Origin of the sequence: Mesorhizobium sp. M7A.F.Ca.US.002.01.1.1 (genome assembly GCF_004022955.1) — a bacterium.
In the GTDB taxonomy this organism is placed as follows: Bacteria; Pseudomonadota; Alphaproteobacteria; order Rhizobiales; family Rhizobiaceae; genus Mesorhizobium; species Mesorhizobium ciceri.
Genome location: NZ_RZQE01000046.1, coordinates 1 through 23,181 on the forward strand (window position 1 = coordinate 1; position 23,181 = coordinate 23,181).

Consider the following 23,181-nt stretch of genomic DNA (forward strand, 5'->3'; position numbering starts at 1 on the left):
CTCCCGTGTTGGGCTGCGGTTGTTGCGAAACAGCTTCGCCTCCTTGGGCGGCGTTGTTGAATGACGGTTCTGGGGCATGGCGGCAGCTCTTTGTATATGCCTTTTGTATATGCCATGCAGCACCGCAAACAAGGCGCAGAAAAACTCCGACGAAGATAGCCATCTCCTGGAACAGAATTCCAACAGGTGCCAACTTAGGCGATATATTTTCCCACGACGAGGCCGCGAACCGACAGCGCATGCCTCGTCGCGCATGATACGTCACGGCTATGGTCCGACCATCAACGCATTGCATCGGAGCCTGTTTTCATGAAACGATTTTTCCTCGGGCTTGCCACCGTCGCCGGCCTGTTCCTTGCATCCTCCCAAGCCTGGTCGGCCGACAAACTGCTCAACGCATCCTATGATGTCGGCCGCGAACTGTTCGTGCAGGTCAACAAGGCTTTCATCGCCCAGCATCCGGGCGTCACCGTGGACCAGTCGCATGCCGGCACTTCGGCGCAGGCACGCGCCATCGCCGAGGGTCTTGGCGCCGACGTTGTTACCTTCAACCAGGTCATCGACATCGACTTCCTGGTCAAGAAGGGCCTCGTCTCGGCCGACTGGCAGAAGGATTTCCCTGACAATGCCTCGCCCTTCTATTCTCTGCCTTCGTTCCTTGTCCGCGCGGGCAACCCCAAGCACATCAAGGACTGGAACGATCTCGTGCGCGACGACGTGCAGGTGATCTTCCCAAACCCGAAAACATCCGGCAATGCGCGCTACACCTATCTGGCGGCCACCGCCTACGCCAAGGAAGCCTTCAAGGGCGATGACGCCAAGGTGAAAGAGTTCATCACCAAGCTGTTCAACAACGTGCCGATCTTCGACACCGGCGGCCGCGCCGCGACCACCACCTTCGTGCAGCGCGAGATCGGTGATGTGCTGATCACCTTCGAGTCGGAGACGCGCGGCATCCGCAAGGAGTATGGCGACGACAAGTTCGAGCAGGTTACGCCTTCGGTCAGCCTGCTGGCCGAATTCCCGGTCGCCATCGTCGACAAGGTTGCCGACGATCACGGCACGCGCGATCTGGCCAAGACCTATCTCGACTTCCTCTACACACCGGAGGGCCAGGACATCGCCGCCCGCAACGGCCTCAGAGCCCGCGACGCCGCTGTGGCGGCGAAATACAAGGCCGATTTCCCCGATGTCCGGCTGCTGACGGTGGAAGACGTTTTCGGCGGCTGGGACAAGGTGCAGAAAGAGCATTTCGCCGCCGGCGGCCTGCTCGACCAGACCTACGGCAGCCGCTGAGGCAGCGATACCTGCACAGCAGACGAAAAAGCCGGCGCGCTGCCGGCTTTTTTCGTTTTTGAACGCCGATAACCTGGTTATCAGCGGAATATCCGCGTTCTCAGTGCAAAACGTTACAAAGAATCAACGCGTTTATGCCTAACGTGCAATTGGGTGGCTGTTTCGCGAAACATCACCGCGCGGCGAAGACGTCATTATTTGCACACAAACAGTCGCCAGATGCGAGTGGTTGGGGCTTTTATGGGTTGATCTGGGCATGCTGACAAAAAAAGGCAAATACGGCCTCAAGGCCCTCGTGCATCTGTCTGGCCTGCCGGCCGGCCAATTGGCCTTCGTCAATGACATCGCTGTGGCCAACAACATCCCGAAGAAATTCCTCGATGCCATTCTGGGCGAGTTGCGCAATGCCGGCTTCGTCCAGAGCCGCAAAGGCAAGGAAGGCGGCTACCGCCTTGCCCGGCCGGCCTCCGAAATCAAGATCGGCCATGTCGTGCGCGTGCTTGACGGGCCGCTGGCGCCAATCCCTTGCGCCAGCCGCACGCAGTATCAACGCTGCGAGGATTGCGACGAGGCGACCTGCCAGGTCCGCCACATGATGCTGGAGGTGCGGCAGGCAATCGCCGAAGTGCTGGATAATCGCAGCCTCGCCGCCATGCGCGATGCCGACAATGACGATTTCCCGGTCGAGCTGACGTCGCAGATCTAAACCACCGACTTCAAGCCGATCGCGTTCAGATAGAGATTCCTGCATTGAAGGAGAGGTTCTCCAAATCTCGGGTTGCGAAGCTCGAAATCACGGAGAACCTCATGCAGTTTTGGCCTATCCGTTCACATTAGACGCGGCCTCGAATACAGCGCGTGCGGACGTCGTACCCGCTACGTGCTCCGTACCCACCACACCGAGGTCCATCCATCCCGCATTCACGGCCTCGAACATTTCTTCGGCAGGTCCGGAGTGACCCTTCGGGATGCCGAATTGCTCGAACGCTTCCGCCCACCCCGCACGCGGAATTGCAAAGGCTTTCACGGCGAGATTCAGGACTTCACCCAACTGCTCCGCGACTTCATCCGCGGTGACCATCGAACCGATCTCGACGATGCGCTGCCCTGACCACGTCGACCCGGTCAAAAGGGTTGCGACCTCTGCGCCGATGTCGTTCGTCGCAACCATGGTCGATTTCCGGTTTGTCGGATTGTAGTAGACCGGTAGCATTCCGCCCTGCGCGACCTGCAAGCCGTAGAGGAAATTTTCGAAGAATCCCCCCGCGCGCACAAATGCGGTTGGCGATGTCAGGCCGCGAAACCCTTGCTCCAGAAGCGACAAGGCCGCGATCACCCCGTGCCCGCTTGTTCTGTTCGCACCCATCGACGAAAGCGCGACCACTCGCGGCGGCGCTGCCTTGGTCAGAGCCTCGACATAGCTAGCAATCACGCTCCTCGCTTCTTTGTAATCGGGCGACGGCGCCCAGACAGGGGGCAACATGACGAACGCGCCTTCGACGCCTTTGAGGGCTCGCTCGATGGCTGCCGAATCATTCCAGTCGCCGTCTACCAGTTCCACGCCCTGGTTCGCCCAATTGGCCGCCTTGTCGCGGTTGCGGATGAGTGCGCGTACCTCCTTGCCGTGCGCCAGCAGATGCTCTGCCGTTGCGCCGCCAACTTTTCCCGTGATTCCCATTACTAGGAACATGTGTTTTCTCCTGATGTCGGGGGACAGAGCTGCCCCTGTTGGTTCAATGGATGAGCGGCAGAATGGCCCGGATACGGGGATCGCGGAGATAGAGGCCGCCCCAGGTCATCGCGCCCAGAAGCAGGGAGATGATTTCCGGCGGCGACCCCAACTCACCGATGCGAAGATGGGCGCAGATGGCACCTCCCAAAAAGCCCGTCACCAGGATCGCGCCGAGGACGGCGGTGACCGGGATGGCGTAGAGGATGGCGCAGGCGAGGATGATCGGACCCACGACACGGGTCAGGTCCATCGCCAACCCGGTTTCCTGCAACATGCTGGCGATCTGTGCCGGCGCGAAAAGCTGAACAGTGCCATCTGCCGTCAGGGCGATGACGACAAACGCGCTCATGATCCGGCCGGCCCACAGGGCGCGATGCAAGGTCATAATTTCCGGTGTCTGATGCAGGTTCACAGTTTCGGACACTTGTCATTCTCCGATGGGGAGATCCCATATTCGAAGCTTACTGTGCCTCTCAACTGTGATAAATGCCGAGGAAATGAACCAACTGTTCTCTTTTTGGGGAACAATCCGAGGCGCGAAAATGCAGAATCTCGAACCCATCCTCATTTTCACAACGGTCGCGGAAATGGGGAGCTTCACCCGCGCGGCCGATAGCCTGGGCATCCAAAAGGGGAGAGCCTCAACGGCGGTCCGCAAGCTGGAAGAAGATGTGGGTGTCAGGCTTCTGCACCGGACGACGCGCAGCGTGCGGTTGACGGAGGACGGACGCGCATTTCATGCCCGCGCCCGCGATCTGCTTGCTGAAGTCGATGATCTGCACTCGATGTTCGCAGGCGACCGCGTGGCACTTCGCGGCCGTTTGCGGGTCGACCTTCCGACCGAAGTGGCGCGCACAACGATCGTACCGGCTTTGCCGGATTTCATGGCGGCTCACCCCGAGTTGGAGCTGGAGGTGTCGAGTACGGATCGGCAAGTCGATCTGGTTCAAGAGGGGTTCGATTGTGTATTGCGGCTTGGACCCATTCGCGACGAGACCCTGATTGCCCGCCCGTTGGGCCTGTTGCGCATGGCCAACGCAGCCAGTCCCGCCTATCTGGCGCGCCATGGCGTGCCTCGATCGCTGGAAGATCTCCAGCGTCAGGAACATAGGGCAATTCATTTTTCGACGCTGCTGGGCGCGCGACCCTATGGATGGGAATATCCGGACGGCGACAGCTACGCGACGCTTCAGTTGCCAGGTGCGCTACACGTCAACAGCGCACAGACCTACGAAGCAGCGGCCCTCGCCGGCCTCGGTCTGATCCAGGCGCCACTCTTGGGCATTGGCCGATACTTGGAGAGTGGAGCGCTTGTCGAGATCCTACCCGATTTTCGTCGCCGGCCGCTCGCCGTGTCCCTCGTCGTCGCACATCGGAGCAATCTATCGCGCCGGGTCCGCGCGTTCATGAAATGGATCGAAGATGTGCTGACGCCATATATGGAATAGCGATACGACTATCTTCGTCCGGCCCTCGAAATCAACACTTCGTAAGCGGCGCGCTTGTCTTAAGTCTAGGGAAAGCGAAATTTGCAGAAGTCTCGAGCACGGACACCACCTTGCACGGCCCAAGCCGACGCAGTAAAGCGGGGTTCGAAGAACGGGCTGGACCGATGAGGCTGTGGTGGTTAGAAAAATCCCGCAAGGCCGCCCGCAAGCTGCCGTCGGCAGCCAGTTTCCGCACTGAAATCATCGCAGACGTCTTCGTCCCGGAACGGGCGGAGGATGTACGCTTCTTCAGCCGCAAGCTGGTTCGCCCTGGCCGGCTTCGCCGCTTTTCCAACAAGGATCTTCGCGAAGGCCTGCTGTCTATCTTCTATCTCGTGGTGGCGGCGGCACTGCCGGTGCGGTGGTGGGCGCCGATCTGCGGCCGCGTATCGAGGTTTCGCCTCAAGCGCCATATGCGCAAGGAATTCCCGGCCTACGCTGCCGCCACGCTCGCGGTGCTGGGCGATGGTATCGATGCACGCAAGCTGTTCGAGGGATTGCTGGCAGCGCGCCACCGCCGCCGCTTGCAGCTCGCCGCACATCTGGTGGCCGGCCGCTGGTCGCCGACGATCCGGCTGGAGGGGTTGGCGGGGCTGCGGTCGGCCTTGCAGCGCGGCCACGGCGCCATCCTCTGGTGCGATCAGTTCACCGCCCAGACCATCATCGGCAAGCGCGCGCTGTACGAGGCCGGTATCGAAGCGCATCAGGTGAGCGTCAACACCCACGGTATTTCCGAATCGGCGTTCGGCTTGCGTTTCCTCAATCCGCCGCTGATCGATGTCGAGAACCGGTTCCTGAAAAGCCGGGTCGCCTTTGATCGTGACGACGCCTATCAGGTCACCATCCGCATCCAGAAGATCCTGAAGCAGAATGGCGTGGTGACGATGACCAACACCGTCCATGCCGGCACGACCTTCACCGAGGCAGCCATGGGCGAAAGCGGCTGGACGCATCTCGCCTCGGCACCGGCGAATTTCGCCGCCAGGGGCAGGACCGCCCTGTTTGCCATGTCGACCTTCGAAGTGGTTCCCTTCATCGAATACCGGGCCGTGCTCAGCCCCGAGCTGACGCCGGAGGCATCTGTCAGCCCGGCAACGGACATGGCCAGGGATGGCGCCAAGAACATGACTGTGCAGGCGCACTACATCCTGCTCAAGCGCGACCGCCTGCTGGAAGCGCTGAAGCTCTACCCCGAGCAGATGCTGACGTGGTCCCGCCGGCAGCGGCTGACCGAGGTCTCGGACAGCATCGGCATCGGAATGGATGAAGGCTCATGACCGGCGTATCAGGCGGACCGCGGCGGCGACGAGCTCACCGACCGGGCGTGTGGCATTGAGTTTCGAGGCGCGCTCATCCGCAGCCGGCGGCTCGAGGATGGCGAACTGGCTGTCGACCAGGCTCGCCGGCATGAAGTGGCCCTTGCGGCTGCCGACGCGCTGCCTGGCCGTACCAGGGTCGATCTCCAGATAGAGGAAGACGATTTCCGGGCAGAAGCCGCTCAGCCGGTCGCGGTAGCTGCGCTTCAGCGCCGAGCAGGCGGCGACCACGCCGTTGCCCTGCCCCACCGACGCGGCGATGCGCTCGCCGATCGCGTTGAGCCAGCCTTCGCGCAGCTGATCGGTAAGCGGCTCGCCGCTTGCCATGCGTGCGACGTTTTCCGGAGGATGCAGCCTGTCGCCCTCGATAAAGGTAACGCCCAGAGCGGCGGCAAGCCCAATGCCCACCGCCGACTTGCCGCAGCCGGCGACGCCCATAACCACGATGGCCGGCACCGAGCCGGGGGCGCTCGTCGGCGCCTGTGCTGCCGCTTCGTCCACTGTCAGCGGCTTGCCGGCGCGCGGCCGTAGAGCAGCAGCATGGCGACGATGACGACACCGTAGATGATCTGCCGCCCCGCCTCCGGCATCTGCATGACCGACAAGATGGATTGCAGCAACGTGATGAGGATGACACCGGCGACAGTGCCGAGATAGGAGCCGCGCCCACCCAGGATCGAGGTGCCGCCAAGCACCACCGCGGCGATCGACGGCAGCAGATAAGCGTCGCCCATCGACTGCGCCGCCTTGGAGGCATAGCCGGCCAGAAGCACGCCGCCGAAAGCCGAGAGCCCACCGGAGACGGCGAAGGCGATCATCACCACGCGCCTTGTGTCGATGCCGGAGAGATAGGCCGCGCGCTCGCGGTTGCCGATGCCGTAGACGGTGCGGCCGAAGCCGGTCCGCGTCAGCACGAACACCATCGCGGCCCCGATCAGCGCCCAGATGATGACGGCGTTGGGCACGCCCGGAATGGCGAAACCGGTCGCCAGGTAGCGCATCGCGCCCGTCGCTGAATCCTGCGGCGAGAAGCCGCCGGTGTAGACCACCATCAGCCCCTGCGCGACAGCGTTGGTGGCCAATGTGATGATCATCGAGGGGATGCGCAGATAGGCGACGCCGATGCCGTTGACGACGCCGATCAGCATGCCGCAGATGATGCCGAACGGGATGGCCAACGCCACGCCGACCGGGCCGTACGCCGCCGCGGCGCAGGCCATCATGGCGCCCGCCGCCACCGCCCACGGCACCGACAGGTCGATCTGGCCGAGCAGGATGACCAGCATCATGCCTGTCGCGATGACACCGAGGAATGAAGCCACCTTGAGTTGCTGCAGGAGATATTCAGGCGACAGGAAGCTTCTGGAGTAGAGGCTGCCGAAGAACAGCAAAAGCACGATGCAGGCAAAGGCCGTCAGCACCGCCGGATCGGCGCGGCGGATGAATCTGGGCATGCGGCCGGCAATGCCGCCAAGCGTCGTTTCGCTCACAGGAACCACTCCAGCCGGTTGCGGACCCGAAACAGGGCGAAGGCGCCGAGGCTGACGGCGACCAGCAGGATAACGCCCTGGAACAGCGGCTGCCAGAGCGGATCGAAATCGAAGACGAACAACAAGTCGCCGATCGTGCGGAAAGCCAGTGCGCCGAAGATGGCGCCGATGGCGCTGCCCTTGCCGCCGAACAGCGAAACGCCGCCGAGCACCACGGCGGCGATCGAAAACAGCGTGTAGGAGTTGCCGCTGGCATAGGCCGCCTCACCCGTATAGGTGAAGAAGGTCAGGAACAGTCCGCCGATCGCCGCCAGCAGGCCGGCCAGCGTGTAGGCGGCGAACTTGCCGCGCCGGATCGGCACACCCGACATGTAGGCCGCCGTCTCCGATGAGCCTGCCGCGTAGGCGGCGCGGCCAAGCACCGAGCGGCTGAACGGCACCCAGATCACCAGCACGATGGCCAGCAGCACGACGAGACTTGCCGGCACCACGCCGAACACACGGCCGGTCAGCGCATCGGCCAGGTCCTCATTGACCGAGCCGCCCGGAAATGGCCGCAGCAACAGGCCGATGCCGTAATAGACGGCGCCTGTGGCAATGGTGGCGACAATCGGCTGCAGCCGGCCATAGATGACGATGGCGCCGTTGATGGCGCCGCACAGCAGCCCCACCGCCAGCACGGCGATGACGCCGAGCGTCGTCTGCATCGGCGTTCCCACCACCAGCCACGAAGCCAGGCAGTTGGTGAGGAGAAAAATCATGCCGACGGACAGGTCGATGCCGGCGGTGATCACCACCAGCGTCTGCGCCATGGCGACGAAGGCGAGCAGCACGCCCTTGTTGGCCGCCGTCTGCACCACATTGGCGGTGAAGCCGGCCGGATGGTTCGAGGTGTAGATGACGAACATGACGATGAAGATGCCGAACGCCAGCAGCGTTCCGCGCCGCTCGGCCAGCCAGTAACGCCAATCCTTCATGCGCCCACTCCCAGGCCCACCGGGCTGTCCTCGCCATGGATGTTGAGCGCGCTTGATATCAGCGCCCGCTCGGTGATCTCGGCGCCGACCAGCTCGCGCTTGACCGCTCCGTCGTAGAGCACCAGCACACGGTCGCAGCAGCCGATCAGCTCGTCATAGTCGGTCGAGTAGAACAGGATCGCCGCACCCGCGTCGGCCAGTTTGCGCATCAGCTGGTACAGCTCCTGTTTGGTGCCGACGTCGATGCCGCGCGTCGGATCGTTGAGCAGGATGATGCGCGGCTGGCGCATCAGCCATTTGGCGATGACCACCTTCTGCTGGTTGCCGCCCGAAAGCGCGCCGACCGGAATGTCGAGGCCCGCCGTCTTGATCGCCAAAAGGCCGACCATGTCGTCGATCAGCCGCTGCTCGGCGGCACGGTCGATGATGCCGGCTTTCGACAACCGGTCGAGGGCGGCGAAGGACAGGTTCTCGCGCACCGTCATCGGCAGCATCAGACCTTCGGTCTTGCGGTCCTCGGGAATGAGCGCCATGCCGATGCCGTCGTCGCGCGCAACGGATGGACTGGTGATCGACACAGGCTTGCCGTCGATCAGGATCTGGCCGCTGAGGCCGCGCAGCACGCCGAAGAAGGCGAGCAGCAATTCGCGCTGGCCCTGGCCGTCGAGGCCGCCAAGGCCGACCACCTCACCTGCCCTGACGGTCAGCGAGATGTCGTGCAGCCGGTCGGCCCATGAGAGCTTGCGGGCCTCGAGCCTGGGGGCCGCGGCGGCAGGCACGGCCGTCGGCTTGGGCGGAAAGATATGGCTGTATTCGCGGCCGATCATCAGTTCGACCACCTCATTGTCACTCTTCGAGCCGGCTGGATAGCTGGCGACATTGCGGCCGTTGCGGAACACCGTGCACTGATCCGCCAGTTCGGCGATCTCGTTCATGCGGTGCGAGATGTAAAGCAGCGCCAGCCCTTCCGAGCGCAGCCGCTTGAGCACCGCGAAGATCTTCGAGACATCCGCGGCAGTCAGCGCGGAGGTCGCCTCGTCGAGGATAAGGATGCGCGGCTTGCGTGCCAATGCCTTGGCGATCTCGACCATCTGCCGGCGCGACAATGGCAGGTCCTTGACCAGCGCCAGCGGGTGGATGTCGGCGGCGCCGGCACGAGCAAGTGCTTCTTCGGCGATGCGGCGCTGCGCCTTGCGGTCGATCATGCCGAAGCGTTTGGGCGGGTCGGAAATGACGATGTTGTCGGCAACGCTTAGCTCGGGGACAAGCGACAGTTCCTGGAAGATGCAGACGATGCCGGCCTTGTTGGCGGCACCCGGAGAAGCGAAGGTCGCCTCGCGCCCGTCCAGCGTCATGCGGCCCTCATCGGGCGCCACGACACCTGCCATGACCTTGATCAGCGTCGACTTGCCGGCGCCGTTTTCGCCGAGAATGGCGTGGATGCTGCCGGCTTCGACAACAAGCTCGGCCTTCTCCAGCGCGCGTACACCGCCATAGCGCTTGGATATGCCTTCCATACGAAAGAGCGGAGCCGCACCGTCCATCGGCCCTCCCAGGGCGATTGTGGAATTGAGACAAACGCCGCGGCTCAAGCCGCGGCGCCGGGTGACAGCCAGCGATGATTTACTGGTTTTCCTTGGTCTGACCCATGATTTCCTGGGCGCTGAAATTGATGCCGCAGGTCGGGAAGGAATTGCCGACGAAGAAATTGTCGGATTCCTTGGGGAAGTAATCCGTGCCTTCCTTCATGTTCGGGTCTTCGGCGATCGCCAGCGGCAGCTTCACCTCTTGTGGCACCACTTCGCCTTCGAGTGCGGCGATCGCGGTCTTGATGGCGACAGCGACCTGAGCCGGGCCCGAGCCCGCGGACGAGCACTTCAGCCCGTCGGCTGAATGCGCGGCGCAGAACTTGCGGAAGCCGTTCTCGGTCTCGCCGCCAAACGGCACGAACGGATGCTTGGCGTCGATCATCGCCTGCACGATGCCGGTGTCGCCGCCCTGCCCGGTGATGCCGTCGAACGGACCGTTGGTGGCGATCGCATCCGCAGTCACCTTCTGCGCCACGCCGTCATCCCATTTGCCGGCGACTTCGGTCACGTCCCACTTCTTGCCGGACGCATCGAAGACCTCGTGGATGCCGTTGTGACGATCGGTGTCGACGGAGGTGCCGGCGACGCCGCGCACTTCCAGGATCTTGCCGCCGTTCGGTATCTTGCCGACCAGCCACTTGGCCCACAATTCGCCAAGACCCTTCTGATCGACATTGACGTTGATGGCGTCCTTGGTGTCGAGAATGTTGTCGAAGGCGACCAGCACGATGCCCGCTTCCTTGGCACGCTTGATGACCGGACCGAAGGCCGTCGGGTTCTGGGCGTCGGTGACGATGGCGTCATAGCCGGAATCGATGAAATTGTTGATCGCCGAGATCTGTGCCGGCACGTCCTCGCCCGTCGAGACGACCTTGAATTCCTTGATCTTGGCTTTGACTTCAGGTTGCGCGGCGTAGGCCTTGGCCGTCTGCACCATCTGGATGCGCCAGGTGTTGGCGATATAGCCATTGGCGAAGGCGATGCGGAACGGCCCTTCCTTCTTGGGATATTTGAAGAATTTGGTCTCCGCGCTCCACGGCGCGAAACAGTCCGCCTGAGCGGCGGGACCCGACACGATTTCGGGTCCGGCGGCCATGGCGGCCGAATTGAGCATGACGAATGCAGTGGCGGCAACGACGCCACCAACGAGTGACTTGATCATCGATAATCCTCCCGATTGCAGTTCTGATTGTTCGTTTCGCAATGCGAATTTTTCGCGCGATGGACCGGCACCTCCCGCCTTGCCATGCGCTTCCTCGGCCGCCCGTGATGGCCGACCCGGTACCTCCCTTGTCGCCGCCAGCGGGGCGAAAACTATCATATTATCCATAATAAACAAGTATTAGTTGTCGCTTATGTATAATAAACAGGTGCGACCTGTCGTTCATGCACCTGCCTGTAGGAGATGGTAGCGCTACCAAATTGGCGTGTAAACCGGCATTCGCACAGTCGCTTCTGTGCGTTTCAACGCGCCGTGCTCTCGCGGCGCTTGAGCTCGAAACCGAGGTCTACGATCCGTTGCTCCGGTCTTTTGCCGGCGATCGCAGCAAGCGCCATGGCGACGGCACGCCGGCCGATCTCATAACGATGGGTGCGGATGCTGGTGACCGAAGGAAACGCCACCTGCATCATGTCGAGATCGTTGAAACCGACGATGCCGATCGTCTTCGGCACCGCGATCGAGGCGCGATGGCATTCGAACAAGACGCCGAGCGCGATGTCGTCATTGTTGCAGAACACCCCGTCGAGTGTCGGCACCTTGGCCAGCGCGTCGCGGAACATCTCGCGGCCGAGCGACACGCTGGACAGCACCGGCGTGGTGGTGACGAGGCGCGGGTCGAACAGGCCCGCGGCCTCCATCGCCGCGCGATAGCCGGCAAGGCGCCGCTGCGAACGCGGATCCATGCGCGCGCCGATGAAGCCGATGCGGCGATAGCCGGCCTCGATCAGATGCTCGGTCGCCGCCCTCCCGCCATCGAGATGCGAGAAGCCGACCATCATGTCGACCGGATCGGGACCGGTTTCCATCACCTGCACCACAGGGCAGCCGGCACTTTCCAGCAGCTTTCGCGAAGCCGGCGTCTGATCGATGCCGGCGACGATCAGCGCCGCTGGCCGTTGCGAACCGAACAGCTGCAGCAGCCGCTCTTCCTCGAGGCCGGAATAGTGGGTGTTGCCAAGCTGGATGCGGAACGGGCTGGCCGACAGGCTGTCATAGATGCCGCGCACCACCTCGGCGAAGACGTTGTTGGTAAGCGACGGCACCAGCACGCCGAACACCTCGGCGCGCGCCGAGGCCAGCGCCCGGGCATTCGGGTCCGGCACGTAGCCCAGTTCGTCGACGGCGGCCTGGATCTGGCGGCGCAGCTCTTCGGACACACGCTCCGGCTCGCGCAGGGCGCGCGACACGGTGATGGCGCCGACGCCGGCCTTGCGCGCGACATCCGCGATGGTCGGGCGGCCGCCGCCCCGGCGCGTGCGCGGCTTGGTCAAAATCGAGTCCTCGCAAGATACAGATCGGAAGCCATCGCGCCCGCAGCCGTCATATGTTGTCAAAGTGGGATATTTATCCGCGCGCTTCCTTCTCGACGCTAGGTCAATGTCCGCTCCCCAAAGAGAAAAATCAGCAGAGAAAGAAGACCAAACGAGACTAAAAATCCGGCCCATGCTCCAAACAGGAGCTTGCGAAGCGATCGGAATTCGTCAGCAACAAGAAATCTGTTGAAACGGCTATTCCTGCGGCCGGCTCGCTCGCTCCAACCAAGTGATCTTTCCTCAGTAGTGTCTACAAGCGCTCCGGTTCTGCCGAGCACCAGGATAATCGAATAGAAAATTGCGGCGGCGCCTGCGAGGCATCCCGCGGCGCAGGCCCACACCGCTATTGTTAGAAGAATGGGCTTACCGTGAAGATCGAGATGCATTTTGTGCGCCCGGAATAAGGCTTAAGCTGCAACCGTCAATGATCGCCGCGACCGCCACAATAACAGAACGATCGCCAGTATATTCAAAATATTCCAGGCAATGCCGTTCAGGAACGCAGCCGCATAAGAGCCGGTCAAATCGTAGATCCAGCCCGACATCCAGCCGCCGATCGCCATGCCGAAGATGGTCGCCATCATGACGATGCCGATACGCTGGCCGGCCTCTCTGGCCGGCATATAATCGCGCACGATGATCGCGTAGCAAGGCACGATGCCGCCCTGCGACAAGCCGAACACCAGTGACACCACATAGAGCGAGGCAAGCCCGTCGAACGGGATGTAGAACAGCAGCGACAGGCACTGCAGGACCGAGCCGATCATCAATGTCCACACGGCGCCGATACGGTCGGCGAGGAAGCCGGACGCCAGCCGGCTGACGACGCCGCCCGCCATCATGATCGACAGCATGTCGGCGCCATGTGCGACGCCGTAGCCAAGGTCCATGCAATAGGCGACGATATGCACTTGCGGCATCGACATCGCCACGCAGCAGCCGAGCCCGGCGACGACCAGCAGCACCTGCAAGGCCGCCGGCGACAGCGAGATCGGCTGCACCGACCGGCTTCCGGGCGAACCCGCGACGGCCGCCGCCGGGGCACCGCGCCGCAGCATCAGCACCAGCGGCACCATTGTCACCAGGCAGAAGATGCCGATTGCCGCATAGGTGAAGCGCCAGCCCTCCGCCTTCATCAGCGTCGGCATGATGGTCGGCCACAACGCCCCGGCAAGGTAATTGCCGGCCGCCGCCGCCGTGACCGCAACACCGCGACGGCGGTTGAACCAGTGCGAGATATCGGCGATCAGCGGCCCGAAGATCACCGACGTGCCGATACCGATCAGCACCCCCTGGGCAAGCGTGAATTGCAGGATCGAGGTCGACAGCGCCGCGAGCAGCAGGCCCGCGGAAAGCGCAATCGAAGAGATCAGCGCCGGGATCCAGTAACCCATCCGGTCGATGGCGCGGCCGACCAGCACGTTGCCGGCGGCGAAACCGACCATGGTCGCCGTGTAAGGCATGGACGCCGCGGCGCGGTCGACGCCGAACTCGGCCTGCACGGCGGGCAGCACGACGACGACAGCCCACATGCCCACGGCGCCGATCGTCGCCAGCAGCATCGAGATGGCAAGCCGCATCCAGGCATAGGAGCTGTCGATGCCGGGGCCGGGCTGGAGGCTGTCGGTTCGGGTCAAGGCGTTTCCTGTCGGCGGTCTCGGAGATCGGCTGCCGTTTGCGCCACTATCGGCGCATTCTCAGGCCGCAGCAGCGCCACAGCGGGCAAATCCGTGACTCCAGAGCCAGGGCGGAACCGATGCCGATGTGCGGAGTTTCCCGGCAACCCACCCCGCAAAGGAGTCCTGCGATGACCGCCACCAGGAAAAAATGGTCGGCCGAGGTGACCGAGCACAGCAACGCAATGGATCTTGAGGATCACGTCTTCGAATCTGACGACGCCAGGAAGATCGCCGCCTCGCTGAAACGATCCGCCGAACACAGCCACAGGCGCAAGGCCGGGCCTTTCCAATCCGCCATGTCGATGCTGAATTTTTACATCAACCGCGCCGGCAAGAACTTGCCTGCCGCGCGCAAAAAAGTGCTTGAGGACGCCAAGGGCGAGCTGCGCAGCGCCTTCGGACGTGACAAGGATGATTAGCGGCCGGTCCAGCCCTACCGGGCGCGGATGACGCCGTCTGTGTTGGCGAGCAGTTTGCGCACAGCATTGCGCGCCGCGTCGGGGCGCTGCAGGCGGATGTTCTTCTCGATCGCCTCGTGCAGCTTCTGCGCGTGGTTGAGATCGTCGATCTCCCGTGTCGTATAGGCAAAGAGATGATCGAAGGCGGATTCGATCAGCACGCCGAGCGGCACCAGCAGGTCGTTGCCCGAAGCCCGCAGGATGGCGAGATGGAAGCGCGTGTCGGCGCGGGTCCGCTCCTGCAGGCTCGTCGCCGCGCCCATCTCACGGCAGGCCAGGCTGATCTCGGCCATCTGCTCGTCGGTTCTTCGCATCGCGGCGAACGCGGTCGCTTCCGGCTCGATGATATGGCGGAATTCCTGCACCGTTTTGAGGAACACTTCGCGGTCCGGCGACGTCGCGTACCAGGCCAGCACATCGCGATCGAGCAGGTTCCAGCGTTCCTTCGGCTCGACCCAGCTGCCGATCTTGGGACGTGAGGCCAAAAGGCTCTTGGCCATCAGCATCTTGATCGCTTCGCGCACCGCCGAGCGGCTGACGCTGAACGTCTCCGACCATTTCGCTTCATTGGGCAGGATGGTGCCAGGCGGATAATCGCCGCGCACGATCCTGAGGCCGATTTCACTGGCCAGCGAGGCGTGGACGCTGGAGCCGGGAATACGCGCGGCGTCCGCCCGGCGAACGCCGCCCGGACGGTCCCCGGAGGCCGCTTTCCCCAACGATTTTTCCTTGTTCGGCTTCGCGTCCCGCATGGGGTCCAGAAAGTCTGTATTAAGCAGGCTGTCAAGCGCGGCAAGCGGCTTGCATCGCAAAGCTGCCCGCTGTGCACAGATCAGCCCCGATCCGCCGCTTGATTGGCATGTCGATATTCAGGTCAGGCCGAGCCGAGAATGACGGATTTCGAGAACCGGAGCGCATCGTACTTTTGGGTACGTGAGCACCGGCCTATGCCGACCGTAGCCTTGACTGCCACGACCACTCATAAGTGCTTCGGCCGGCGAAGGCGGAAGCGCAGAAAGCCGTCATTCGCAGGCCGGCATCACCTGAGTGTCGACATGCCTAGGCCTGCTTGACGTATTTGCGCCAGCTATGCTCCGGGCGGAAGCCCAGCACGTCACGCGCCTTGCGGTTGGAGAGCAGCGTCTCGTATTCGCCGAGTTCGGCCTTGACCGGCACGCCGGGGTAGAACCGCTTCAAGAGTTCGGCTGTCGGCAGGTCGGACGAGGTGTCGTCATTGGCCGCGTTGAACACCTGATAGCCGAGCCCGTCCTTCTCTATGGCGCGCAGCGTGATCTGGCCAAGGTCGCGCGCGTCGACATAGCTCCAGGCGATGCGCTTGCGGAAACCCGGATCGGCGAACCATTTCGGAAACAGCGAATATTCGTGCGGCTCGATGACGTTGCCGATGCGCAGGGAATAAATGTCGGTGCCGTTGCGCTGCGCGAAGGCCCGCGCCGTCTTCTCGTTGACGACCTTGGACAAGGCATAGCTGTCCATCGGATCGACGTCATACTCCTCGTCGAGCGGGAAATATTTTGGATCGCGCGGCTCGTTGGCGAAGACCAGTCCATAGGTGGTCTCGCTGGAGGCGATGATTACCTTTCGAATACCGAGCTTAACCGCCGCCTCGATGACATTGTAGGTGCCGAGCGCATTGATGCGGAACACCTCGTTGTCGGTGGTGATCATGATGCGCGGGATGGCAGCGAAATGCACCACCGCATCGACCGGCTGCGGACGCAGCGAGGGGTCGAATTCATGCAGGCCCATATAGCTCGACAGTGCGTTGAACACCTGCCCGCTGTCGGTGATGTCGGTGATCAGCGTGCGCACCTTGGGGTTGTCGAGCGGCCTGGTGTCGATGTTGAGCACCTGGCAGCCTTGCTCGACCAGATACTGGACGACATGGCGTCCGGCCTTGCCGCTGCCGCCGGTGAACATGATCCGCTTCGTCATTTTGCTCTCCACATCCTCAGGAATTTATGTGTATTGTCAGACAATATCGCCATCCGCAACCACCCTCGCCTGCAAAACGGCAGCGCCTGACATCAATCATTGCAACAGGACTTGAAGACATGAACACGACTGCCGCGAGCGAAAAGATCGGCTTCATCGGGCTTGGCCTGATGGGCCACGGGATCGCCAAGAACATCGTCGACAAGGGCTACAGCCTGACCTTTCTCGGCCGCAAGAACCGCAAGCCGGCGGAAGACCTGCTTGGCCGCGGCGCCACCGGAGCATCGACCTCGCGCGATGTGGCGGCGGCATCGACAATCGTCTTCATCTGCGTCACCGGTTCGCGCGAGGTCGAAGCCATCATTCGCGGCCCGGGCGGCCTCAAGGAGGGTTTGAAGAAAGGTTCCGTCGTCGTCGACTGCTCGACCTCCGACCCCGTCTCGACCATTGCGCTTGCCGCTGAACTCAAGGCGCTCGGCATCGATTTTGTCGACGCACCGCTCAGCCGCACGCCGAAGGAAGCCTGGGAAGGCACACTCGACGCCATGGTCGGCGCGCCGGACACCCTCTTTGCCAGGGTGAAACCGGTAATCGAAACCTGGGCCGGCCGCATCGTCCATATCGGCGACACCGGCGATGGCCATCGCATGAAGCTGCTCAACAATTTCATCTCGCTCGGCTACGCCGCGATCTATTCCGAGGCACTGGCACTGGCTGAGAAGGTCGGCATCTCTCCGCCGCGCTTCGACAGCGTCATCCGCAATGGCCGCATGGATTGCGGCTTCTACCAGACCTTCATGCGCTGGACGCTGGAAGGTGACCGCGACGCGCACAAATTCACCATCGCCAACGCCTTCAAGGACCTGACCTATCTGGAATCGATGGCGGGTGCGGCCGGCATTGCCAACCCGCTCGGCAACGCCACCAAGAACGCCTTTGCCGGTGCCCACGCAACCGGCCCGGCCGAGCAATTCGTACCGATGCTGGCAACGCATATCGGGAAGGTGAACGGCGTCGACCTGATGCCGATGAAGGATGGCAAGAAGCAGACCATTTAACCGATTGCCCAACGCAGGCGTCGATCACCGCCTCCAGCGCCCGATCCCTTCATCGGTATCCGCAAGCAGCTTGTGCACGGCGTTGCGCGCGGCGGCCGGGCGCTGCAGGCGGATGTTCTTTTCGATCGCCTCATGCAGCTTCTGCGCCTGGCGCTGATCGGCGACCTGCTGTGTCGTGAATGCGAAGAGATGGTCGAGCGCCGACTCGATCAGCACGCCGAGCGGCACCAGAAGGTCGTTGCCGGAGGCGCGCAGGATGGCCAGATGAAAGCGCGTATCGGCGCGGATACGCTCCTGCAGGCTCAAGGCTTCGCCCATCTCGCGGCAGGCCTGGCTGATTTCCGCCATTTGCTCGTCACTGCGCCGTATGGCTGCAAAGGCCGATGCTTCCGGCTCGATGATATGACGAAACTCCTGCACGGTTCGCAGGAACGCCTCGCGGTCGGGCGCCGTCGCGTACCAGGCCAGCACGTCGCGGTCGAGCAGGTTCCAGCGCTCCTTCGGCTCGACCCAGCTGCCGATCTTGGGGCGTGAAGCCAACAGGCTTTTCGCCATCAGCATCTTGATGGCTTCGCGCACCGCCGAACGGCTGACATTGAAGATCTCGGCCCATCTGGACTCGTTGGGCAGGATGGTGCCGGGCGGATAGTCGCCACGCACGATCCGCAGGCCGATCTCGCCGGCCAGCGAGACATGGACGCTCGCTCCGGCAAAATGCGCGGCACCGGCCTTGCGCATGACAGCCGGGCCGTGGCTGGCTTGTGCCTTGGCCCGGTCGGTTCGCTTGCTTGACTTCTCGTCCGGCATCCACGTTCCAATGCGTCGACCGTCTGTTGTCCGGACTGGTCCGAACCGCACGGGCGCCGATCTCGTTGCCGAAAAATCCAGATCACGGGCGCAGCAAAGCCGGAGCCGGTTGCCCCAACCATTGCGTCCGTTCGGGAATTATCGCTTCCGTCCAGGAATGACGGGGCGCCCGCAGCCGGGCGCCCCGAAATCGAGAACCTACTTCTGGATGCAGGTGTCGACCGTATCCTTGGTGCACTCGTCGAGGCCGGTGAACACCGGATCGGCGACCGCCTTGCCTTCGATCAGGTCGATCATCACCGACGGTGCCTTGTAGCCCATTTCGAACGGCCGCTGGCCGACCAGAGCCGTTACAAGGCCGTCACGAGCGATCGCAATCTCGTCGCCGATCGTGTCGGCGGCACCGATGACGAAGTCGTTGCTGGCGATCCGGTCCTTGAGCGGTCCGAACAGATCGCGATAGGGCTGCGGCGCGCCGAACAGCGGCCAACCGCCCATGATGCCGAAGGCGTCCAGCTTGGGGTTGGCGGCGAGGATGTCGGTCATCGCCTGCACGCCCTTGGCGCCATCGTCGTTGGTGAACACCGGGCAGCCGGCGACTTCGGTCCAGCCACCTTCACCGGCAAGTGCGGCGAGGCCCTCCTTGCCCGACAGTGCGTCACGCATGCCTTGCGCGCGGCGCAGGATGTTGTCGGCTGCCGGGTTGCCTTCGATGGTGCAGATCGTGCCACCATTCGGCTTGCCCTTCTTGATGTACTCGCCGATCTTCTTGCCCATCAGGTAATTGTCGGTACCGAGATAGGTCTTGCGAAGACCTGCGTCTTCCTTGCTGAGATCGGCATCGACCGTCATGATCGGGATCGACGGATTGGCACTCTTGATCGTCTGCGCGATCAGCGGCGCGTTGGACGGCGAGATCGCCATCGCCACCGTGTCGGCCTTGCTCAGCATGTCCTGGACGATCTGCGCCTCGCCGGCCTCGTCCGAAGTCGACGCCGGACCGGTGTAGAAGCATTCATATTCCGAGCTGGCGTTTTCCTTGTTCCATTTCTCGCAGCCCTGGTGGATGGCCTCGAAGAACGGATTGTCGAGACCTTTCACGACAATGACGAGCTGTTTCTTGGCCAAAGCCGGCCCGGCACCCAACGCCATGGCGGCGACGGCGGCGAGCAAAAGTGTTTTCCTCATGTCAGTCCTCCCTTGAAACAAACGGACACGGCGTGCCCGCCATACAGATCGACCGGATGCGTGATGACCGAGGGTCGTTTCGCGAGCGCTCGTGTCGCCAGGACAGATCGATAAGCATTTCCAGATTCGGCTTCAGATCAGCTCACACACAGGTGCCGCCGGATCCTGGACCGTCAAACCTCCGCCAATTCCGGCCGGCGAACCGCCAGCGAGGATCGGCATAATCTCCTCCGACGCTTAGCTAATATCGGCTTGGCGCCAACGTCAATGCTATTTGTCCTACAAAACGGATTTTTAAAATAGTCCTGGCCCAATTCGTCCGACAATTGATTGACGTGCGCCGGCTTTTGCGTAAAAGAACGCTAACGCCGTCTTCGGGAGGAGCCGGGGAGAGCGAGGCCAAAGCAGCGTCGGCATCCACGCCGGTAACAGCTGCAGGTCGCAAAAGCACGGGGAGGCAAAGGCTGGTGGCGGTTCTCGAACTCACCAACATCTCAAGGCATTTCGGCGCTATCCAGGCCGTCAACGACGTTTCGCTGTCGATCGAGCCCGGACAGGTGGTCGGCCTGATGGGCGACAACGGCGCCGGCAAGTCGACGCTGGTCAAGATGATCGCCGGCAATTTCCGCCCGAGCCATGGCACCATGCACATGGACGGCAAGGAATTGATCCTGCACAAGCCGGCGGAAGCCCGCCAGCACGGCATCGAGATCGTCCACCAGGACCTTGCGCTCTGCAACAATCTGACTGCCGCCGCCAATGTCTATCTCGGCCGTGAGTTGCGGCGCGGCGTCGGGCCGTTCCGGATCCTCGACTATGCCTCGATGTACAAGCGTGCCGGCCAGCTCTTCGCCGAATTGAAGTCCGAGACCCGTCCGCGCGACCTCGTCAAGCAGATGTCGGGCGGCCAGCGCCAGGCGGTGGCGATTGCCCGCACCATGCTGTCGCAGGCCAAGATCGTGCTGATGGACGAACCGACGGCGGCGATCTCGGTGCGCCAGGTCGCCGAAGTGCTGAACCTTATCCGCCATTTGCGCGATCAGGGCATCGCCGTCGTTCTGATCAGCCACCGCATGCCTGACGTGTTCACCGTCGCCGACCGCGTCATCGTCATGCGGCGCGGGCGCAAGGTCGCCGACAAGACGATTGCGTCGAGCTCGCCCGAGGAAGTCACCGGGCTGATCACCGGCGCTATCGAACAGGTTTGATTTCAAGCGAATTCCACCACGCACAGCAGATGAAGGTCGACGATGGCACTGACAATTGACCAGCCGATCGAGCATAAGCAGCAATCCTTGGCCGCGAGACTGTTTGCCAGCCAGACTTTCTGGGTGGTGATCGCGGTCATCCTTGCCTGCGTGTTCCTGTCGTTTGCCACCGACGCTTTCGCCACCTCGAAGAACCTCTACAACATCACCCGCAACATCACCTTCGTCGCCATCATCGCGCTCGGCATGACCTTCGTCATCATCACCGGCGGCATCGACCTGTCGGTCGGCTCGGTGCTGTGCCTGTCGTCGATGGTGCTGGCCGTCACCATGCATGCCGGCTACTCGATCGAGGTCGGCATCCTGGCCTCGATTGCCACCGCGCTCGCCATTGGCGCCTTCAACGGCGTGCTGATCGCCTATCTCGGCTTTCCACCCTTCGTGGTGACGCTCGGCATGCTGTCGATCGCCCGAAGCCTCGCCATGGTCGCCTCCAACAACACGGTGGTCTTCCAGTTCGGGCCGGACCATGCCAAGCTTCTGTCATTGGGCGGCGGCGCCTGGGTGTTCGGCATCGCCAACCCGGTGCTTTACATGATCCTTCTGGCGCTGATCACCGGCTTCATCCTGCGCTGGACCAAGTTCGGCCGCCATATCTTCGCCATCGGCGGCAATGAGCACGCGGCAACGCTGACCGGCGTTCCGGTGCGCCAGATCAAGGTTGCCGTCTACATGATCTCGGCGCTGTCGGCGGGCATTGCGGGCATCATCCAGACCGGCTGGCTGGGTGCCGTCACCACCAATCTCGGCACCGGCATGGAGCTGCAGGTAATCGCCGCCACCGTCATCGGCGGCGCCAATCTGGCCGGCGGCGTCGGCACCGCCTTCGGCGCCATCGTCGGCGCGGCCCTGATCGAGGTGATCCGCAACAGTCTCGGCCTGCTCGGCATCAATGCCTTCTGGCAAGGCGTCTTCATCGGCGGCGCCATCCTGCTGGCGGTGCTGTTCGACCGCATCCGCAATTTCCGCCGCAGCGACTAGAACCATGATCCCGAAAAGTGGAAACCGGTTTTCTCGGACAAACGGAACCGTTTGTCCGGAGATCATGGTCAAACAAAAGACGGTTTGATGGCCAACTCCCTGTTCAGCCTCGAGGGTCGGCTGGCGCTGGTGACCGGCTCCGGCCAGGGCATCGGCTTCGCGCTGGCTCGGGGCCTGGCCGAACATGGGGCAAGCGTGGTGCTGAACGGCCGCGACGCCGCCAGGATCGACAGCGCCGTCGAAAAGCTGCGCAACGCCGGCTTCAAGGCGCACGCCTCGGTATTCGACGTCACCGACTTTCAGGCGGTCAACGAGGACATTGCCCGCATCGAGGCCGAGATCGGCGCCATCGACATCCTCATCAACAATGCCGGCATACAATTCCGCGCCCCGCTCGAGGACTTTCCCGAGGAGCAATGGGAGCGCCTGTTCAAGACCAATGTGTCGGGCGCCTTCCATGCAGCCAAGGCGGTCGCCCGCCACATGATCCCGCGCCGCAAGGGCAAGATCATCAACGTCGGTTCGGTGCAGAGCGAACTGGCAAGGCCGAACATCGCGCCCTACACCGCCACCAAGGGCGCGATCCGCAACCTGACAAGGGGCATGTGCGCCGATTGGGCCAAACACGGCCTGCAGATCAATGCGATCGCGCCCGGCTATTTCCGCACCGAGATGAACCAGGCGCTGGTCGACAATCCCGAATTTTCCGCCTGGCTGGAAAAGCGCACGCCGGCCGGGCGCTGGGGCAATGTCGACGAGTTGATCGGCGCCGCCGTGTTTCTGGCGTCAGATGCCTCGTCCTTCGTCAACGGCCATACGCTGTATGTCGATGGCGGCATGACGGCTTCGGTTTGAGGTTGGCAATTCTCCCGACCGCCATTCGTTCCAGTGCGTATCGCTCAGTCTGAAAATCCGGCCTCACTGGCCGTCATTCGCCCTCGCCGCCCCCGCGCGTCTTGACGCGGCCCCGAACTCGGCCGCACAATCCCCACTGCAGGCGAAGGGAGGCCAGTCGCCTGCGGGAGGATATACCCATGACGGAAGCGATCAGGCTCTACTGGGGCCGGTTCGGACATGTTTCTATCCTGAATGTCGCAAGCGACTTCGTCACCCATGCCCATGTCGAGGCCCATCTCATCATCTGGCTGGAAGGTACGGCCGGCGAAATGACCATCGGCCGCGAGACCGTCCGGCTTGGACCTGGAACGGCCGCCGGCATCAACTCCTTCCAGCCGCACAGCCATGTTCTGTCGCAAAACGGGACGCCCGGTCTGTTTCTCGCCTTCTACATCGATCCCGACTGGGCGCGGCGCCGCCGCGACCTGCCTTCGTCGGCGCCGCGCCCAGTCGGGATCGATGTAGAA

General features: G+C 62.8%; 24 protein-coding genes. 10 read left to right on the forward strand and 14 right to left on the reverse strand.

The features are described from left to right. The first annotated feature begins 309 nt into the window (after positions 1–309). Both EN932_RS07815 and EN932_RS07820 read left to right on the forward strand, forming a co-directional pair. Positions 310–1,296 carry a sulfate ABC transporter substrate-binding protein gene (locus EN932_RS07815; RefSeq protein WP_013530872.1) on the forward strand — a complete coding sequence of 329 codons (987 nt, stop codon included), beginning with the start codon at positions 310–312 and terminating at the stop codon, positions 1,294–1,296. Positions 1,297–1,552: 256 nt separating this feature from the next. Then, entirely contained in the window at positions 1,553–2,002 is a 450-nt protein-coding gene (locus EN932_RS07820) for an Rrf2 family transcriptional regulator (RefSeq protein ID WP_013530871.1), read from the forward strand. A gap of 114 nt (positions 2,003–2,116) precedes the next feature. Here the strand turns inward: EN932_RS07820 and EN932_RS07825 are convergent, their stop codons facing one another. Together EN932_RS07825 and EN932_RS07830 are read right to left on the reverse strand one after the other, a co-directional pair. After that, positions 2,117–2,986 carry an NmrA family NAD(P)-binding protein gene (locus tag EN932_RS07825; RefSeq protein ID WP_127385292.1) on the reverse strand — a complete coding sequence of 290 codons (870 nt, stop codon included), beginning with the start codon at positions 2,984–2,986 and terminating at the stop codon, positions 2,117–2,119. 43 nt (positions 2,987–3,029) lie between these two features. Next, entirely contained in the window at positions 3,030–3,452 is a 423-nt protein-coding gene (locus EN932_RS07830; RefSeq protein WP_127370100.1) for a DoxX family protein, read from the reverse strand. Positions 3,453–3,570: 118 nt separating this feature from the next. Here EN932_RS07830 and EN932_RS07835 point away from each other — a divergent pair, with 118 nt between their 5' ends. Both EN932_RS07835 and EN932_RS07840 read left to right on the forward strand, forming a co-directional pair. Then, a complete protein-coding gene (locus tag EN932_RS07835) occupies positions 3,571–4,476 on the forward strand; it encodes a LysR family transcriptional regulator (RefSeq protein WP_024501530.1) in 906 nt (301 codons plus the stop codon). Positions 4,477–4,640: 164 nt separating this feature from the next. Beyond that, entirely contained in the window at positions 4,641–5,792 is a 1,152-nt protein-coding gene (locus EN932_RS07840) for a hypothetical protein (RefSeq protein ID WP_024501531.1), read from the forward strand. Here EN932_RS07840 and EN932_RS07845 read toward each other — a convergent pair. The 8 genes from EN932_RS07845 to EN932_RS07880 all read right to left on the reverse strand — a co-directional run bounded on the left by EN932_RS07845 (position 5,787) and on the right by EN932_RS07880 (position 14,059). Then, positions 5,787–6,332: a gluconokinase gene (locus tag EN932_RS07845; protein ID WP_063172530.1), complete on the reverse strand. Its 546-nt coding sequence runs from the start codon at positions 6,330–6,332 to the stop codon at positions 5,787–5,789. The two genes, EN932_RS07840 and EN932_RS07845, sit on opposite strands and share 6 nt — an antisense overlap. Positions 6,333–6,334: 2 nt before the next feature. Beyond that, a complete protein-coding gene (locus EN932_RS07850) occupies positions 6,335–7,321 on the reverse strand; it encodes an ABC transporter permease (RefSeq protein ID WP_013530866.1) in 987 nt (328 codons plus the stop codon). Further along, on the reverse strand, positions 7,318–8,298 hold the full coding sequence (locus tag EN932_RS07855; protein WP_127370249.1) for an ABC transporter permease: 981 nt from the start codon (positions 8,296–8,298) through the stop codon (positions 7,318–7,320). Before EN932_RS07855 ends, EN932_RS07850 begins: the two co-directional genes overlap by 4 nt. Next, positions 8,295–9,842, reverse strand: coding sequence for a sugar ABC transporter ATP-binding protein (locus EN932_RS07860; RefSeq protein WP_027160690.1), 1,548 nt, complete (start codon positions 9,840–9,842; stop codon positions 8,295–8,297). The genes EN932_RS07855 and EN932_RS07860 overlap by 4 nt, the downstream gene beginning before the upstream one ends. Positions 9,843–9,921: 79 nt before the next feature. Next, on the reverse strand, positions 9,922–11,049 hold the full coding sequence (locus EN932_RS07865; RefSeq protein WP_013530863.1) for a sugar ABC transporter substrate-binding protein: 1,128 nt from the start codon (positions 11,047–11,049) through the stop codon (positions 9,922–9,924). Positions 11,050–11,351: 302 nt separating this feature from the next. Continuing rightward, entirely contained in the window at positions 11,352–12,380 is a 1,029-nt protein-coding gene (locus EN932_RS07870; protein ID WP_024501536.1) for a LacI family DNA-binding transcriptional regulator, read from the reverse strand. A 98-nt stretch (positions 12,381–12,478) separates the two neighbouring features. Then, the gene (locus EN932_RS07875) at positions 12,479–12,808 is read right to left on the reverse strand and encodes a hypothetical protein (protein WP_063168517.1); all 330 of its coding nucleotides are present in this window, start codon (positions 12,806–12,808) and stop codon (positions 12,479–12,481) included. 21 nt (positions 12,809–12,829) lie between these two features. Continuing rightward, complete coding sequence (locus EN932_RS07880; protein ID WP_013530861.1) at positions 12,830–14,059, reverse strand: MFS transporter; 1,230 nt, start codon at positions 14,057–14,059, stop codon at positions 12,830–12,832. A gap of 170 nt (positions 14,060–14,229) precedes the next feature. Here EN932_RS07880 and EN932_RS07885 point away from each other — a divergent pair, with 170 nt between their 5' ends. Next, positions 14,230–14,520, forward strand: coding sequence for a DUF3175 domain-containing protein (locus EN932_RS07885; RefSeq protein ID WP_164753871.1), 291 nt, complete (start codon positions 14,230–14,232; stop codon positions 14,518–14,520). 14 nt (positions 14,521–14,534) lie between these two features. On the opposite strand, the gene EN932_RS07890 is transcribed toward EN932_RS07885, so the two are convergent. Together EN932_RS07890 and EN932_RS07895 are read right to left on the reverse strand one after the other, a co-directional pair. Next, on the reverse strand, positions 14,535–15,311 hold the full coding sequence (locus EN932_RS07890) for a FadR/GntR family transcriptional regulator (protein WP_024501538.1): 777 nt from the start codon (positions 15,309–15,311) through the stop codon (positions 14,535–14,537). A gap of 307 nt (positions 15,312–15,618) precedes the next feature. Continuing rightward, the gene (locus EN932_RS07895) at positions 15,619–16,515 is read right to left on the reverse strand and encodes an NAD(P)-dependent oxidoreductase (RefSeq protein ID WP_127369158.1); all 897 of its coding nucleotides are present in this window, start codon (positions 16,513–16,515) and stop codon (positions 15,619–15,621) included. A gap of 119 nt (positions 16,516–16,634) precedes the next feature. Between EN932_RS07895 and EN932_RS07900 the strand changes: the two genes are divergently transcribed. Beyond that, positions 16,635–17,573 (forward strand): NAD(P)-dependent oxidoreductase, encoded by a 939-nt coding sequence (locus tag EN932_RS07900; protein WP_128368778.1) that lies wholly within the window; start codon positions 16,635–16,637, stop codon positions 17,571–17,573. Between the two features lie 24 nt (positions 17,574–17,597). Here the strand turns inward: EN932_RS07900 and EN932_RS07905 are convergent, their stop codons facing one another. Both EN932_RS07905 and EN932_RS07910 read right to left on the reverse strand, forming a co-directional pair. Next, positions 17,598–18,380, reverse strand: a complete 783-nt coding sequence (locus tag EN932_RS07905; protein WP_013530856.1) for a FadR/GntR family transcriptional regulator — start codon at positions 18,378–18,380, stop codon at positions 17,598–17,600. A gap of 198 nt (positions 18,381–18,578) precedes the next feature. Next, positions 18,579–19,568, reverse strand: a complete 990-nt coding sequence (locus EN932_RS07910; protein ID WP_013530855.1) for a sugar-binding protein — start codon at positions 19,566–19,568, stop codon at positions 18,579–18,581. A 467-nt stretch (positions 19,569–20,035) separates the two neighbouring features. Between EN932_RS07910 and EN932_RS07915 the strand changes: the two genes are divergently transcribed. From EN932_RS07915 to EN932_RS07930, 4 genes are all read left to right on the forward strand, one after another. After that, positions 20,036–20,776 (forward strand): ATP-binding cassette domain-containing protein, encoded by a 741-nt coding sequence (locus tag EN932_RS07915; RefSeq protein WP_013530854.1) that lies wholly within the window; start codon positions 20,036–20,038, stop codon positions 20,774–20,776. A gap of 42 nt (positions 20,777–20,818) precedes the next feature. Next, complete coding sequence (locus tag EN932_RS07920) at positions 20,819–21,817, forward strand: ABC transporter permease (RefSeq protein WP_013530853.1); 999 nt, start codon at positions 20,819–20,821, stop codon at positions 21,815–21,817. A gap of 87 nt (positions 21,818–21,904) precedes the next feature. Next, positions 21,905–22,672: an SDR family oxidoreductase gene (locus EN932_RS07925; protein WP_127370376.1), complete on the forward strand. Its 768-nt coding sequence runs from the start codon at positions 21,905–21,907 to the stop codon at positions 22,670–22,672. 179 nt (positions 22,673–22,851) lie between these two features. Further along, positions 22,852–23,181: cupin domain-containing protein (locus EN932_RS07930; RefSeq protein WP_128368779.1), on the forward strand; the 330-nt coding region annotated here is incomplete at its 3' end.

Excerpts from the sequence above, each read along its gene's own strand:
- EN932_RS07855 (WP_127370249.1), bottom strand. The coding sequence starts at position 8,298 with ATGAAGGATTGGCGTTACTGGCTGGCCGAGCGGCGCGGAACGCTGCTG.
- EN932_RS07905 (WP_013530856.1), bottom strand. The coding sequence starts at position 18,380 with ATGCCGGACGAGAAGTCAAGCAAGCGAACCGACCGGGCCAAGGCACAA.
- EN932_RS07900 (WP_128368778.1), top strand. The coding sequence starts at position 16,635 with ATGAACACGACTGCCGCGAGCGAAAAGATCGGCTTCATCGGGCTTGGC.
- EN932_RS07820 (WP_013530871.1), top strand. The coding sequence starts at position 1,553 with ATGCTGACAAAAAAAGGCAAATACGGCCTCAAGGCCCTCGTGCATCTG.
- EN932_RS07890 (WP_024501538.1), bottom strand. The coding sequence starts at position 15,311 with ATGCGGGACGCGAAGCCGAACAAGGAAAAATCGTTGGGGAAAGCGGCC.
- EN932_RS07875 (WP_063168517.1), bottom strand. The coding sequence starts at position 12,808 with ATGCATCTCGATCTTCACGGTAAGCCCATTCTTCTAACAATAGCGGTG.
- EN932_RS07920 (WP_013530853.1), top strand. The coding sequence starts at position 20,819 with ATGGCACTGACAATTGACCAGCCGATCGAGCATAAGCAGCAATCCTTG.
- EN932_RS07895 (WP_127369158.1), bottom strand. The coding sequence starts at position 16,515 with ATGACGAAGCGGATCATGTTCACCGGCGGCAGCGGCAAGGCCGGACGC.
- EN932_RS07835 (WP_024501530.1), top strand. The coding sequence starts at position 3,571 with ATGCAGAATCTCGAACCCATCCTCATTTTCACAACGGTCGCGGAAATG.
- EN932_RS07825 (WP_127385292.1), bottom strand. The coding sequence starts at position 2,986 with ATGTTCCTAGTAATGGGAATCACGGGAAAAGTTGGCGGCGCAACGGCA.
- EN932_RS07885 (WP_164753871.1), top strand. The coding sequence starts at position 14,230 with ATGACCGCCACCAGGAAAAAATGGTCGGCCGAGGTGACCGAGCACAGC.
- EN932_RS07925 (WP_127370376.1), top strand. The coding sequence starts at position 21,905 with ATGGCCAACTCCCTGTTCAGCCTCGAGGGTCGGCTGGCGCTGGTGACC.
- EN932_RS07860 (WP_027160690.1), bottom strand. The coding sequence starts at position 9,842 with ATGGACGGTGCGGCTCCGCTCTTTCGTATGGAAGGCATATCCAAGCGC.
- EN932_RS07910 (WP_013530855.1), bottom strand. The coding sequence starts at position 19,568 with ATGAGGAAAACACTTTTGCTCGCCGCCGTCGCCGCCATGGCGTTGGGT.
- EN932_RS07840 (WP_024501531.1), top strand. The coding sequence starts at position 4,641 with ATGAGGCTGTGGTGGTTAGAAAAATCCCGCAAGGCCGCCCGCAAGCTG.
- EN932_RS07865 (WP_013530863.1), bottom strand. The coding sequence starts at position 11,049 with ATGATCAAGTCACTCGTTGGTGGCGTCGTTGCCGCCACTGCATTCGTC.
- EN932_RS07815 (WP_013530872.1), top strand. The coding sequence starts at position 310 with ATGAAACGATTTTTCCTCGGGCTTGCCACCGTCGCCGGCCTGTTCCTT.